The sequence below is a fragment of the Mycobacterium lehmannii genome, assembly GCF_001499925.1.
Lineage (GTDB): Bacteria > Actinomycetota > Actinomycetes > Mycobacteriales > Mycobacteriaceae > Mycobacterium > Mycobacterium lehmannii.
In genome coordinates this window covers 50,837-63,151 of sequence record NZ_LQIR01000069.1, presented here as the reverse complement: position 1 = coordinate 63,151, position 12,315 = coordinate 50,837, and the positions used below count along the sequence as shown (strand labels likewise).

The following is a 12,315-nucleotide window of genomic DNA, read 5'->3' as shown; positions in this document are numbered from 1 at the left end:
ATGACCACTGTCGAAAACACCGCAAAGGCCCTGCCGCGCCTCAAGCAGCGCTACCGCGAAGAGATCCGCGATGCGCTGGCCAAGGAGTTCGGCTACGCGAACGTCATGCAGATCCCCGGCGTGGTAAAGGTCGTCGTCAACATGGGCGTCGGCGACGCCGCCCGTGACGCGAAGCTGATCAACGGTGCGGTCAACGATCTCGCACTGATCACCGGTCAGAAGCCGGAGGTGCGCCGGGCGCGTAAGTCCATCGCCCAGTTCAAGCTTCGCGAGGGCATGCCGATCGGCGCCCGCGTCACGCTGCGCGGCGACCGGATGTGGGAATTCCTCGACCGGTTGATCTCGATTGCGCTGCCGCGTATCCGCGACTTCCGCGGGCTGTCGCCCAAGCAGTTCGACGGCACCGGCAACTACACCTTCGGACTCACCGAGCAGTCGGTGTTCCACGAGATCGATGTGGACTCCATCGACCGCCCCCGTGGCATGGACATCACCGTCGTCACCACGGCGACGACCGACGACGAAGGACGAGCGCTGCTGCGGGCGCTGGGCTTTCCGTTCAAGGAGAACTGAGTTATGGCAAAGAAGGCACTGGTCAACAAGGCCAACAAGAAGCCGAAGTTCAAGGTGCGCGCCTACACCCGCTGCCAGCGCTGCGGGCGGCCGCACGCCGTCTTCCGCAAGTTCGGCCTGTGCCGGATCTGCCTGCGCGAGATGGCACACGCCGGCGAACTGCCCGGCGTGCAGAAGAGCAGCTGGTAACCCAGCCCGAACCGACCAGACCAACCAAACAGGTTGCGGCAGGCCCGGATACCGGGAACCACCGCGAGAAAGGTGAACCGGCTGTCATGACTATGACGGACCCGATCGCAGACTTCTTGACACGTCTGCGCAACGCCAATTCGGCGTACCACGACGAGGTGACACTGCCCCACTCCAAGCTCAAGGCCAACATCGCCGAGATCTTGAAGAAAGAGGGCTACATCGCCGATTACCGGACCGAGGATGCTCGGGTCGGCAAGTCGCTTGTCGTGCAACTGAAGTACGGCCCCAGCCGGGAGCGAAGCATCGCCGGCCTGCGCCGCGTGTCCAAGCCCGGTCTGCGGGTCTACGCGAAATCCACCAATCTGCCGCGGGTTCTCGGCGGCCTCGGCGTGGCGATCATCTCCACGTCGTCGGGGCTCCGGACCGACCGCCAGGCAGCCCAAGAGGGCGTGGGCGGCGAAGTCCTCGCGTACGTGTGGTAGGCGAGAGGGAGTAGAGCTCAAATGTCGCGTATTGGAAAGCAGCCGGTCCCCGTCCCCAGCGGGGTCGACGTATCGATCGACGGGCAGAACGTGTCGGTCAAGGGGCCCAAGGGAACTCTCGAACTGGCAGTGGCCGAACCGATCCGGGTCGCCCGTGACGACGACGGCGCCATCGTGGTGTCGCGACCCGACGACGAGCGGCGCAGCCGTTCGCTGCACGGTTTGTCGCGCACGCTGGTGGCGAACCTGATCACCGGCGTCACCCAGGGTTACACCACCAAGATGGAGATCTTCGGTGTTGGTTACCGCGTGCAGCTCAAGGGTTCCAACCTCGAGTTCGCGTTGGGCTACAGCCACCCGGTGGTCATCACCGCCCCCGAGGGGGTGACGTTCGCGGTGGAGACACCGACGAAGTTCTCGATCTCCGGCATCGACAAGCAGAAGGTCGGCCAGGTCGCGGCGAACATCCGCCGCCTGCGCAAGAGCGATCCCTACAAGGGCAAGGGCATCCGCTACGAGGGCGAGCAGATCCGCCGCAAGGTCGGAAAGACAGGTAAGTAAATGGCTTCGACAACAAATTCGGCAGCGCCGACGCGCAAGCCCGTGGGCCAGAACATCTCTGAGACCCGGCGGGTGGCGCGGCTGCGTCGGCACGCTCGCCTGCGTAAGAAGATCTCCGGCACGGCAGAGGTGCCGCGGTTGGTGGTCAACCGTTCGTCGCGGCACATCCACGTGCAGCTGGTGAACGACCTCAACGGCACCACGCTGGCCGCGGCGTCCTCGATCGAGGCCGATGTGCGGGCGGTCGACGGTGACAAGAAAGCCCACAGCGTGCGGGTCGGTCAGCTGATCGCCGAGCGCGCGAAGGCCGCAGGGATCGACAAGGTCGTGTTCGACCGCGGTGGGTACACCTACGGCGGACGGATCGCGGCGCTGGCCGATGCGGCGCGCGAAGGCGGGTTGGAATTCTGATGACTGAGCTCAACACAATGGGAAGGACTGCATGATGGCCGAACAGGCAACAGCCGGCGGCCCCCAGGACGGCCGCGGGTCGCGGGGCGACCGCGACGGACGTGGTCGCCGCGACGACCGTGGCGGTCGTGGCCGCGACGGCGGCGACAAGAGCAACTACCTCGAGCGCGTCGTCTCGATCAACCGCGTCTCCAAGGTGGTCAAGGGTGGCCGCCGGTTCAGCTTCACCGCGCTGGTGATCGTCGGCGACGGCAAGGGCATGGTCGGTGTCGGATACGGCAAGGCCAAGGAAGTTCCCGCCGCCATCGCCAAGGGCGTCGAAGAAGCACGCAAGAACTTCTTCCGGGTTCCGCTGATCGGCGGCACCATCACCCACCCGGTGCAGGGCGAAGCCGCCGCCGGTGTGGTGATGCTGCGTCCGGCCAGCCCCGGTACCGGTGTGATCGCCGGCGGTGCGGCTCGCGCGGTGCTGGAATGCGCCGGCGTGCACGACATCCTGGCCAAGTCGCTGGGCAGCGACAACGCGATCAACGTGGTGCACGCCACCGTTGCCGCGCTGAAGCTGCTGCAGCGTCCCGAAGAGGTCGCCGCCCGACGCGGGCTGCCGATCGAAGATGTGGCGCCTGCGGGCATGCTGCGGGCGCGCCGGGAGGCCGAGGCGCTTGCCGCGTCGGCAGCGCGTGAAGGGTCGTCGTAAATGGCAGAGCTGAAGATCACCCAGGTGCGCAGCACCATCGGTGCACGCTGGAAGCAGCGGGAGAGCCTGCGGACGTTGGGGCTGCGCAAGATTCGCCAGTCCGTAGTCCGCGAGGACAACGCGCAGACGCGCGGCCTGATCAAGACCGTGCATCACCTCGTCAAAGTTGAAGCAGTAGAGGCCGGCGATGAGCGCTCGCGCGAAGAGCGGAAGGCTAAAGCATGACACCTATCAAACTGCACGACCTGAAACCGGCGCCCGGTTCGAAGACGGCCAAGACCCGGGTGGGTCGCGGCGAGGGTTCAAAGGGTAAGACCGCGGGTCGCGGCACCAAGGGCACCAAGGCCCGCAAGAACGTCCCCGCGACGTTCGAGGGCGGTCAGATGCCGATCCACATGCGGCTGCCGAAGCTCAAGGGCTTCCGCAACCGCTTCCGCACCGAGTACGAGGTCGTCAACGTCGGCGACATCAACAAGCTGTTCCCCAATGGCGGCGACGTCGGTGTGGACGAGCTGGTCGCCGCGGGCGCGGTGCGCAAGAACGCACTGGTCAAGGTACTCGGCGACGGCAAGCTCACCGTGAAGGTGAACGTCACCGCGCACAAGTTCAGCGGCAGCGCCCGCGAGAAGATCTCCTCGGCGGGCGGTTCGGCGACCGAGCTGTAACCCCGCGTCGACCGGGAGCCCCTGCCGTGGAGGCGGGGGCTTTCGTGTCGGGCGGTCGTAACGCGAGGCGCCGTCCGACGATATGGTGCGTAGGCGTGACACATCAGGAGCAGATATGACTTACCTCCGCCGTCTCACTGCCGTCGCTGGGGCAGCCGGTATCGCGTTGTTCGGCGGCGTGGCGACCGCCCACGCCCAGGACGACGATGCGAAGTTCGCCGATCACGTCGAGGCGCTGCAGATTCCACTCGGTGAAACCGACCTGCCTGCGTTGGGTCAGGGTATCTGCGACATGCTGACCGCGGGCCTGGACGGCAGCGCCAACCCGGTTCCTGTCGTGCGCGGTGTGGTCAACCGCCTTACCGGCACCGGTATGGATCGCGGGCAGGCCGCGGGGCTGATGCGCGCGGCGGTCGCCGTCTACTGCCCCCAGCACGGCCGCTTCATGGGGCGCTGACCGGGCTTCATTCGAGTCGACGCGGCTTCACTTCAGCTGCGGAATCACTTCTGCCGCAAGACGTTCCATCTGTTCGCGGTCTTCGGAGACATCCTCGCCGACGGGGTTGAGCAGTAGCATCTCGGCGCCTGCGTCGACGACATCGCGCAGCCCGCGGACCACGTCGGCGGGTGTGCCGGATACCGGGACCTCGTCGATGCCGGCCATACCGCCGTAGATGCGGCGCAGGCCGGCCAGTACCCGCTCCCTGGCGCGCAAGGGGTCATCGTCGACGATCAGGTACACGCGCTTGCCGACAGTGAAATCCTCTGCATCCCTTCGTTGTTCGGCCAGTTCGTGATGAACGGTTCTGACCGCTTCGGCGAACGCGGCCGTCGTCGACGAACCCGCCCCCAGGAACGCGTCGCCGTGGCGCACCGCCCTGGCGATGGCGCGAGGAACGTTGGCGCCGAACCAGAGCGGCGGATGCGGTCGCTGGACGGGTTTGGGTTGGATCGGCAGCCCGTCGACGTCACGAAACCGGCCGTGAAACGTCACCTTGGGTTCGTCGGACCAGGCCGCCTTCATCAACTCGAGCCCTTCGGTGAAGTTGCCGACGAACGTGGCCCGTTCTACGCCGAACGCCGCGAACTTGCGGGTGCCGCCACCAGGGGCCACCCCGAGGTCGAGCCGTCCGTGGCTGAGGTGGTCGACCGCCGTCACCGCTGAGGCCAGTTGAAGCGGTTCGTGCAGGGAGGTCACGAGGACGGCCACCCCCAGGCGGATCCGCTCGGTGTGTGCGGCGGCCCATGCGAGCATCTCCAGCGGTGCGAGCAGCGGTGAGGGCCCGATCGTCTGCTCCAGCGTCCACGCGCCGGTGAAGCCCAGTGCTTCAGCACGGATCAGGTAGTCGCGTGTGGCGCAGGCATCGAAGCCGCCCGCGACGCGCTGGGGGACGGAGATGTCGAATCGCACGGCACCACGGTAGACGCGCTCGCCGGGCCGAGGCGCTGCGCGGCGTCGGTAGGCTCGCAGCATGTCCGTTTTCCTGCCCGGCATGTCCGGACTCCCCGGTCTCGACGACGTGCGCGCGCTGGCGCGGCGCATCGACACCGCCCGCCACAACGGTGTCCCGAACGGATGCGTGCTCGAACTCGACCTGACGTCGGTGCCGAGCGAGACCGCCGGGTTCGACCCGCTGGCATTGATCTCCGGGGCGGGCCGTCCGCTTCTGTTGCGGGAGGCCGTCGCGGCGATCCACCGGGCGGCCGAGGACGACCGGGTCGCCGGCCTGATCGCTCGGGTGCAGCTGCCCGCTGCGTCGCCGGGCCCGGTGCAGGAACTGCGTTCAGCCATCGCGGCGTTCAGCGACCTCAAGCCGTCGTTGGCGTGGGCCGAGACCTATCCCGGCACGCTGTCGTACTACCTGGCCTCAGCATTCCGCGAGGTCTGGATGCAACCTGCGGGCACGGTGGGACTGGTGGGTTTTGCGACGAACGCACTGTTCCTGCGCGGCGCGCTCGACAAGATCGGAGTCGAGGCGCAGTTCATCGCGCGCGGTGAATACAAGTCTGCGGCAAACCGTTTCACCGAAGACGGTTACACCGAGGCCCATCGCGAGGCCGACGAACGGTTGATTCAAAGCCTGCACACCCAGGTGCTGGAGGCGGTCGCACAGTCGCGTCACCTCGAGCCCGAGGACGTCGACGCGCTCGCCGACAAGGCGCCGTTGCTGCGCGAAGACGCGCTCGCCGGAAGGTTGATCGACCGCGTCGGCTTCCGTGACGAAGCCTATGCACGCATGGCCGAACTGGCCGGCGCACCGGACTTCACGGCAGGCGCGGACGCCGACTCCGACGACGCGCCGCCGCGGCTGTTCCTGTCGCGTTATGCGCGTGCCACGGCGGAACGCCCGGCTCTGCCCGTGCCGTCCATCCCCGGACGCAAGAAGGCGACGATCGCCGTGGTGACCCTGCACGGCCCGATCGTCAGTGGTCGCGGCGGCACGCAACCGCTGCCGTTGGGCAGTTCGAGCGCGGGCGGCGACACGATCGCCGCGGCGCTTCGCGAAGCCGCGGCCGCCGAAGACGTTTCGGCGATCGTGTTGCGGGTGGACAGCCCCGGCGGCTCGGTGACCGGATCGGAAACCATTTGGCGCGAAGTGCAACAGAGCCGCGACAAAGGCAAGCCGGTGGTCGCGTCGATGGGCGCCGTCGCGGCATCCGGCGGCTACTACGTGTCGATGGCCGCCGATGAGATCGTCGCCAATTCCGGCACCATTACCGGCTCGATCGGTGTGCTGGCGGGCAAGCTGGTGGCTCGCGAGCTCAAGGGGCGTCTTGGCGTCGGCTCCGGGACGGTACGTACCAACCGCAACGCCGACGTCTGGTCGCTCAACGAGCCGTTCACCGACGAGCAGCATGCACACGTGGAGGCCGAGGCGGACCTGCTCTACACCGATTTCATCGAGCGGGTCGCCGTGGGCCGCAAGATGAGCGTCGAGGATGTCGACGCCGTCGCGCGCGGTCGGGTTTGGACCGGTGCCGACGCGCACGAGCACGGTTTGGTCGATCACCTCGGCGGCCTGCGCGCCGCGATCACGAGGGCCAAAGTGTTGGCGGGGATCGACGTCGACGCCGAGGTGCGCATCGTCACGTATCCGGGTTCGTCGCTGCTGGACCGGTTGCGGCCCAAACCGTCGTCGCTGCCGGCGGCATCGCTACCGGACGCCGTCGCCGGACTGCTCGGGCGGTCCGTGGTGCAGTTGGCCGACGAGACGGAGCGCTCGCTCAGTGGCGTCAGCGCGCTGTTGTTCGGCGATTACCGGTTCTGAGCGATCGGGTCAGAGCGAGGGGTTCAAGCAACTGCGCCCACCGGCGCGCCACTGAACGACAGAATTCCGTCGTCGATCGGATCCTCGAGCAGCAGCCGACAGTCCTTCTCGTAGTGCATGAGTACCTTCCAGGGAACGGCAGACCCTTGGCGAGGCAGAAGGTTTTGCGCGCGTCGAATGTACCCAGAATGCAAGTCGTCCATAACGCTCGCAGCTGTCGAGCAGGCATTGGAATCGCAAGGTCTTGCGACGGCGAATGCATTGTCGTCCATGTGTTTGAGCAGCCGGCACAAGTAGGCGCTCGCGATGTCGGCCTTGAGCGTGTACGCCGCATTGATGTAGCCGAACAACCAGGCGAAATTCGGCACGTCCTCGACTAGGACACTCTTGTAAGTCATGCGAGTGCTGGGATCACATGGCACGCCGTCGACCGTCAACTGCATCCCACCGAGAAACTGAAGGTTCAGCCCGGTCGCCGCGACGATAAGGTCGGCCTCGAGTTCACATCCGGACTTCAGAAGGATTCCGCCTTCGGTGAAGCGCTCGATCTCGTCGGTGACGATGGATGCAGACCCAGACTTCACTGCCTTGAAGAAGTCGCCGTCGGATGCGACGCACAGCCGCTCATCGAACGGCATGTATCGAGGCGTGAAATGCCGCATGTCAATCGAAGGACCCACCCGTCGACGAACGTGCCTTAGCAAGAGTCTCCGGGACAGCCGCGGCCAACGCCTGCACGCCAGATAGACCTTGCGTTGCATGACGATGTTGCGCTTGCGGGCAAGTCCGTACACCGTCTCTTCGGGAAGGACCCGCCCCAAGAATTCCGAGACCTTGTCGAATGCCGGCAATGACATCACGTAAGACGGCGAGCGTTGCAGCATCGTGACATGCTCAGCGCCGCTTGCCATTGCGGGGACAACGGTGACAGCGGTTGCCCCGCTGCCGATTACGACGACGCGCATACCCGTGTAGTCCAGATCCTGGGGCCAGTGCTGAGTGTGCACGAATCGCCCATTGAACTGGTCGGCGCCTGGAAAGTCGGGAAGATACCCGACGTCATAGTTGTAGTAACCGGTGCAGTTGATGAGGAACCCACAAGAGTAGTGGCGGATCTCCCCGGTGGCCTCATGCACGGCGTTCACTGTCCACCGGCAGTGGGTGGTGGACCATTCTGCGCTCAAGACTTTGAATCCATACAGAATCTTCTCGGCGATGCCGAACTCGGCTGCTGTATCGGCGATGTACTGGCGGATCTTGTCACCTCTCGCAACTATGTCGGGGCTACGCCAAGGGCGGAACCCGTATCCGAGCGTCAGCATGTCGACGTCGGACCGGATGCCGGGGTAGCGGAAAAGGTCCCACGTGCCACCCAGGTGCTCGCGTCGCTCGAGCAGCGCCAAGCTCTTATGCGGGAGGCTTCTTGTCACGTGGCAAGCGGCGCCCACTCCTGCCAGTCCCGCGCCGATGATCAGTACATCGAAATCCGGTGCGCTCATGCCAGTAGCGTGGCGGCGCACGGCATTGACCGTCTTGACATTTTCCGACACACTTTTACCACTTCGCGACACCTTGGGGGTGGCCGAATGAGTGGCATGATCCGCGGCACGGCCCTGCGTGGGTATCCCGAGCTTGTTCGAGAGCTCGGAGGCGATCCCGCGGCGTATTACGCAAGATTCGCCATTCCCGCCGGCGTCGAAGAATGCGAAGACGCTCTGATACCGGTGCTTCCCTTCGGAAACATGATCACGGCGACCGCCGACGAACTACGGTGCGTGGATTTCGGTCTCCGGTTGTCTTGCATGCGTGGCATCGCCGTCGGGGGCCCCATCGCGGTAATAGTCCGGAATTCCGAATTCGTGGCGGACGCCATCCAGGCTGGAATGCGCTACAGCTACGCGCATTCCACGGCGTTCAAACTTGCCCTTGTGCCGCATACCGATACAGCCACCCGGCTCACATACGAGGTGATTGAACCGGACCTCGGGTACTACCCCTTGCAGGCGTACGAGATGAGTGTGGGGACCCTCGTTCAGGTCTTGAGGGTACTCGCGGGCAGGGAAACACCGGCCACTGTGGCATTCCGGCACGCCCGGCTGAGCCCGGAGAGCGTGTACCAAGACGCCTTGGGCTGCCCGGTGCGCTTCGAACAGAGCTGGTGCGGTATCGAGCTGCCGACCTCCGTGCTCCACCGGCGCATCGACAACGTAGACCCCTTGGCCAAGCGCATCGCGGTCAAGTATGTCGAAGTCACGCATACCCCGAGCGATGGGCAATTATCCGATCGTGTCGCCGATCTGGCGCACCGCCTCCTGCCCGCTGGACTGTGCACGGTCGAATCCATCGCCGAGCAACTAGCACTGCATCCAAGGACGCTGCAGCGGCGGTTGGCAGCCGAAGGCGTTAGTTGTCAAGACCTGATCGACAGAGAACGCCGAGTGCAAGCGGCGAAGTACATGGCGATTTCAACCCTGCATCTGAGTCAGATCGCGCACCTACTGGGCTACTCCGAACAAAGTGCGTTCAATCGGTCGTTCCGCCGCTGGTTCGGTACGACGCCGCGGGAGTTTCGCGAACGTGCACATCTGTAGGGATTTTCGCGGCGCGTCGTGTGCAAACGCGCACGCTCGCGCAGCTTCGGGTCAGCGTTTGATCGCCGACAGGTAGCTCATATCGCTGAAAAAGCCGATCGTGCTGTCCTCGTCGAACGTGAAACCGTTGGCGGCATAGGCATCCGGCATGCTCTGCGTCGTGACGTCCCATCCGCGGTCGGTCAGATAGTCGACGACGTCGTTGCGCTCACCGTGATAGATGAGCTCACCCATCTCGATGTTCTGTCCGTAAGCCTGCAATTTCTCGGCGATCTCCCGGGCCCGCTCGTCGGAGAACATGCTGACGTCGGGGATGTGCTCGGTGGCCACCCGGCTATCCGGTGCGCTCAGTTCATCGATCCGGTCGAACAGCAGGTCCTGCGCTTCGGGCGGCAGGTAGATCAGCAGCCCCTCGGCGATCCAGGCCGTCGGTCGCATAGGGTCGAAGCCGTTGTCCAGCAACGCTTTCGGCCAGTCATCGCGCAGGTCGATCGCCACCACGCGCCGGTTCGCGGTCGGTTCGGCCCCCAACGCCGAAAGGGTGTCGCTCTTGAACGCGATCACCTCCGGCTGGTCGAGCTCGAACACGGTGGTGCCCGTCGGCCACGACAGGCGGTAGCCGCGGGCGTCGAGCCCCGCGGCCAAGATCACCGCTTGGCGGACACCACCAGCCGTGGCGTCGGCGAACAGCCGGTCGAAATGGCGGGTCCGCACAGCCATTCCCTCGGCGGCGCGGCGCGTGTTGAAGCGAGGGTCGATGTCGTCCAGGGATATCTCGCCGTCGAGCGCCCGGATGAAGAAGTCGAGCCCGACCGCGCGCACCAGAGCTTCGGCGTACGGGTCGTCGATCAGGCCCTCGCGGTGGCTCAGTACGCGCTGTGCGGCGACCATGGTCGCGGTCGAGCCGACGCTGGATGCCATATCCCAGGTGTCGTTGTCGGTGCGGGCCATTCGTGCTCCTCAGTTGCGGGTTGCGGTGATCGCGAGCGAATCACGCATCGGGGCAAGCAGTTCCGTGTCGGGAAATTCTCGGCCGTATCCCGCAAACACCTCGGGACGGCTCTTGGTGGAGACCTGCCAACCGTGCTCGGTCAGATAGTCGACGACGTGGCTGCGCTCGCCCTCGTAGAAGAGGTGCGAGATGTCGAGGTGGACGCCGTTCTCACCCCACTGTTTGCTGATCGCCTTACTGCGTTCGCCGATCGTCGCGGCGGCGTCGGGATGGTATTCGGTGGCGAGCCTGCTTCCCGGTGTGCTCAGCGTGCCGATGTCGTCGAACAGCTTGTCCTGCGCTTCCGGCGGCAAGTAGACGAGCAGTCCTTCCGCGCTCCACGCTGCGGGCTGTGCCAGGTCGAAACCGATGTCGCGCAACGCGTTCGGCCAATCATCGCGCAGGTCGATACCGACAGTGCGCAGCTGGGCAGAGGGGGAGGCCCCCAGCGAGGCCATCGTCGCGGTCTTGAACTCGATCACCTGCGGCTGGTCGATCTCGTAGACAACGGTCCCGTCGGGCCACGGCAGCCGGTAGGACCGCGAGTCCAGACCCGAGGCCAGAATCACCGCCTGCCGGATTCCACCTCCGGTGGAGGTGAGGAAGAAGTCGTCGAAGAACCGTGTGCGCACCGCGATCATCCTGGCCATGAAGTCGGCACCGGCGCCGTCGATGTCGTTGCCCTCGATGCCCCCGTCGACCAGGCCCGTGAAGAAGTCGATGCCGACCGCACGCACCAGCGGCGCGGCGTACGGATCGACGAAGAGCGGGTCACTTTCGCGGCTGGCGATCGCGCGTGCGGCGGCGACCATTGTGGCCGTGGTCCCTACGCTGGATGCGGGGTCCCAACTGTCCGAATCCGTTCGGCTCATTTCTCGAGTATGCCGCTGATGTACTGCATCTCACCGAACCTGGCGTCGTCGTCCTCCGGCAGCGGAGGCAGTCCGTTCTCGGCCAGCAGCTCGCCGACCGCGCGGCGGGTCAGGCGCCAGCCCCGCTCCTCGAGGTAGGCTCCGGCCTCGTTGCGCTCGCCGATGTAGACGAGTTCGGAGAAGTCGAGTTCGAAGCCGTGTTCGCGCCACCGCTCCGCTGATTCCTGCATCCGGGCCAGCACCTTCTCGCGAGCGGCGGGGTCGCTGCTGGACGGGCCGCTCTCTACCGCGACCCGGCTACCCGGGGCGCTCAACTCGGTGATCGTGTCGAGCAGCTTGTCCTGTGCCTCCGGCGGCAGGTATCCGAGCAGACCCTCGGCGCTCCAGGCGGTCGGCAGGGCGGGGTCGAAACCCGCGTCCTTCAATGCCGCGGGCCAGTCGAAGCGCAGGTCGATTGCCACCGCCCTGCGCCGTGCGGTCGGCTCGGCGCCGAGATCGGCCATCGCCCGGGTCTTGAACGCGATGACGTCGGGCTGGTCGATCTCGAAGACCGTCGTCCCCGCCGGCCATGCCAACCGGTAGGCGCGCGCGTCGAGCCCGGAGGCCAGGATCACCGCTTGCCGGACACCATCTTCGGCGGCCTCTGAGAAGAACTCGTCGAAGAACTTGGTCCGCACGGCCATGTTGTCGGTCATCCGGGCCATCCCGACCGTGGCCCCATCCGAGGTGCCACCGTCGAGGTCCTCGAGCGTGAGCTCACCGCTGGCCAGGCGGGTGAAGAAGTCCACGCCCACGGCGCGCACCAACGGTTCGGCGTACGGATCGCAGATCAGCGCGTCGGCACCCGTGCTGGCGATCGCCCTCGCCGCCGCGACCATCGTCGCGGTGGCACCGACGCTGCTGGCGAGGTCCCAGGTGTCTCCCTCAAAACGTGGACCCGTACGTGCCATCTCAACTCCTGACGTATTGATTAGTGGATATAACGAGATCGGTTCCACGGTATGTTCCCGG

The 12,315-nt window shown here is 65.7% G+C and carries 16 protein-coding genes; 11 read left to right on the top strand and 5 right to left on the bottom strand.

Features of this window, described 5'->3' with window-relative positions; translation table 11 throughout:
* The 9 genes from rplE (at position 1) to AU192_RS24310 (ending at position 4,038) form a co-directional block, all read left to right on the top strand.
* Positions 1-573 carry a 50S ribosomal protein L5 gene (gene rplE / locus AU192_RS24350; protein ID WP_064400106.1) on the top strand — a complete coding sequence of 191 codons (573 nt, stop codon included), beginning with the start codon at positions 1-3 and terminating at the stop codon, positions 571-573.
* A 3-nt stretch (positions 574-576) separates the two neighbouring features.
* Positions 577-762 (top strand): type Z 30S ribosomal protein S14, encoded by a 186-nt coding sequence (locus tag AU192_RS24345; RefSeq protein WP_059101363.1) that lies wholly within the window; start codon positions 577-579, stop codon positions 760-762.
* A gap of 86 nt (positions 763-848) precedes the next feature.
* Positions 849-1,247, top strand: a complete 399-nt coding sequence (rpsH, locus tag AU192_RS24340; RefSeq protein ID WP_064345607.1) for a 30S ribosomal protein S8 — start codon at positions 849-851, stop codon at positions 1,245-1,247.
* A gap of 21 nt (positions 1,248-1,268) precedes the next feature.
* Complete coding sequence (rplF, locus tag AU192_RS24335) at positions 1,269-1,808, top strand: 50S ribosomal protein L6 (RefSeq protein WP_064400105.1); 540 nt, start codon at positions 1,269-1,271, stop codon at positions 1,806-1,808.
* The gene (rplR, locus tag AU192_RS24330; RefSeq protein ID WP_064400104.1) at positions 1,809-2,219 is read left to right on the top strand and encodes a 50S ribosomal protein L18; all 411 of its coding nucleotides are present in this window, start codon (positions 1,809-1,811) and stop codon (positions 2,217-2,219) included. It abuts the gene before it with no gap.
* Between the two features lie 34 nt (positions 2,220-2,253).
* Complete coding sequence (gene rpsE / locus AU192_RS24325) at positions 2,254-2,916, top strand: 30S ribosomal protein S5 (RefSeq protein ID WP_064423144.1); 663 nt, start codon at positions 2,254-2,256, stop codon at positions 2,914-2,916.
* A complete protein-coding gene (gene rpmD / locus AU192_RS24320; protein WP_064400102.1) occupies positions 2,917-3,141 on the top strand; it encodes a 50S ribosomal protein L30 in 225 nt (74 codons plus the stop codon).
* Positions 3,138-3,581, top strand: coding sequence for a 50S ribosomal protein L15 (gene rplO / locus AU192_RS24315; protein ID WP_064400101.1), 444 nt, complete (start codon positions 3,138-3,140; stop codon positions 3,579-3,581). Before rpmD ends, rplO begins: the two co-directional genes overlap by 4 nt.
* Before the next feature lie 115 nt (positions 3,582-3,696).
* On the top strand, positions 3,697-4,038 hold the full coding sequence (locus AU192_RS24310) for a DUF732 domain-containing protein (protein WP_064400100.1): 342 nt from the start codon (positions 3,697-3,699) through the stop codon (positions 4,036-4,038).
* Positions 4,039-4,065: 27 nt separating this feature from the next.
* Here the strand turns inward: AU192_RS24310 and AU192_RS24305 are convergent, their stop codons facing one another.
* Positions 4,066-4,992, bottom strand: a complete 927-nt coding sequence (locus tag AU192_RS24305; RefSeq protein WP_064400201.1) for an LLM class flavin-dependent oxidoreductase — start codon at positions 4,990-4,992, stop codon at positions 4,066-4,068.
* Positions 4,993-5,053: 61 nt separating this feature from the next.
* On the opposite strand from AU192_RS24305, the gene sppA reads away from it, so the two are divergent.
* Complete coding sequence (gene sppA, locus AU192_RS24300) at positions 5,054-6,850, top strand: signal peptide peptidase SppA (RefSeq protein ID WP_064400099.1); 1,797 nt, start codon at positions 5,054-5,056, stop codon at positions 6,848-6,850.
* Positions 6,851-6,873: 23 nt separating this feature from the next.
* Here sppA and AU192_RS24295 read toward each other — a convergent pair whose 3' ends face one another.
* Positions 6,874-8,349, bottom strand: coding sequence for a flavin-containing monooxygenase (locus AU192_RS24295; protein ID WP_064400200.1), 1,476 nt, complete (start codon positions 8,347-8,349; stop codon positions 6,874-6,876).
* A gap of 87 nt (positions 8,350-8,436) precedes the next feature.
* Here AU192_RS24295 and AU192_RS24290 point away from each other — a divergent pair, with 87 nt between their 5' ends.
* Positions 8,437-9,441 carry an AraC family transcriptional regulator gene (locus tag AU192_RS24290; RefSeq protein WP_064400098.1) on the top strand — a complete coding sequence of 335 codons (1,005 nt, stop codon included), beginning with the start codon at positions 8,437-8,439 and terminating at the stop codon, positions 9,439-9,441.
* 51 nt (positions 9,442-9,492) lie between these two features.
* Here the strand turns inward: AU192_RS24290 and AU192_RS24285 are convergent, their stop codons facing one another.
* Genes AU192_RS24285 through AU192_RS24275 form a run of 3 tightly spaced genes read right to left on the bottom strand, consistent with a single transcriptional unit; the run spans position 9,493 to position 12,254 of the window.
* Complete coding sequence (locus AU192_RS24285) at positions 9,493-10,392, bottom strand: class I SAM-dependent methyltransferase (protein WP_064400097.1); 900 nt, start codon at positions 10,390-10,392, stop codon at positions 9,493-9,495.
* Positions 10,393-10,401: 9 nt separating this feature from the next.
* A complete protein-coding gene (locus tag AU192_RS24280; protein WP_064400096.1) occupies positions 10,402-11,304 on the bottom strand; it encodes a class I SAM-dependent methyltransferase in 903 nt (300 codons plus the stop codon).
* Positions 11,301-12,254 (bottom strand): class I SAM-dependent methyltransferase, encoded by a 954-nt coding sequence (locus AU192_RS24275; RefSeq protein ID WP_064400095.1) that lies wholly within the window; start codon positions 12,252-12,254, stop codon positions 11,301-11,303. The genes AU192_RS24280 and AU192_RS24275 overlap by 4 nt, the downstream gene beginning before the upstream one ends.
* Positions 12,255-12,315 lie beyond the last annotated feature (61 nt).

Coding starts and splice junctions, on each gene's coding strand:
- rplE (WP_064400106.1), top strand. CDS start 1: ATGACCACTGTCGAAAACACCGCAAAGGCCCTGCCGCGCCTCAAGCAG.
- AU192_RS24345 (WP_059101363.1), top strand. CDS start 577: ATGGCAAAGAAGGCACTGGTCAACAAGGCCAACAAGAAGCCGAAGTTC.
- rpsH (WP_064345607.1), top strand. CDS start 849: ATGACTATGACGGACCCGATCGCAGACTTCTTGACACGTCTGCGCAAC.
- rplF (WP_064400105.1), top strand. CDS start 1,269: ATGTCGCGTATTGGAAAGCAGCCGGTCCCCGTCCCCAGCGGGGTCGAC.
- rplR (WP_064400104.1), top strand. CDS start 1,809: ATGGCTTCGACAACAAATTCGGCAGCGCCGACGCGCAAGCCCGTGGGC.
- rpsE (WP_064423144.1), top strand. CDS start 2,254: ATGGCCGAACAGGCAACAGCCGGCGGCCCCCAGGACGGCCGCGGGTCG.
- rpmD (WP_064400102.1), top strand. CDS start 2,917: ATGGCAGAGCTGAAGATCACCCAGGTGCGCAGCACCATCGGTGCACGC.
- rplO (WP_064400101.1), top strand. CDS start 3,138: ATGACACCTATCAAACTGCACGACCTGAAACCGGCGCCCGGTTCGAAG.
- AU192_RS24310 (WP_064400100.1), top strand. CDS start 3,697: ATGACTTACCTCCGCCGTCTCACTGCCGTCGCTGGGGCAGCCGGTATC.
- sppA (WP_064400099.1), top strand. CDS start 5,054: ATGTCCGTTTTCCTGCCCGGCATGTCCGGACTCCCCGGTCTCGACGAC.
- AU192_RS24295 (WP_064400200.1), bottom strand. CDS start 8,349: ATGAGCGCACCGGATTTCGATGTACTGATCATCGGCGCGGGACTGGCA.
- AU192_RS24290 (WP_064400098.1), top strand. CDS start 8,437: ATGAGTGGCATGATCCGCGGCACGGCCCTGCGTGGGTATCCCGAGCTT.
- AU192_RS24285 (WP_064400097.1), bottom strand. CDS start 10,392: ATGGCCCGCACCGACAACGACACCTGGGATATGGCATCCAGCGTCGGC.
- AU192_RS24280 (WP_064400096.1), bottom strand. CDS start 11,304: ATGAGCCGAACGGATTCGGACAGTTGGGACCCCGCATCCAGCGTAGGG.
- AU192_RS24275 (WP_064400095.1), bottom strand. CDS start 12,254: ATGGCACGTACGGGTCCACGTTTTGAGGGAGACACCTGGGACCTCGCC.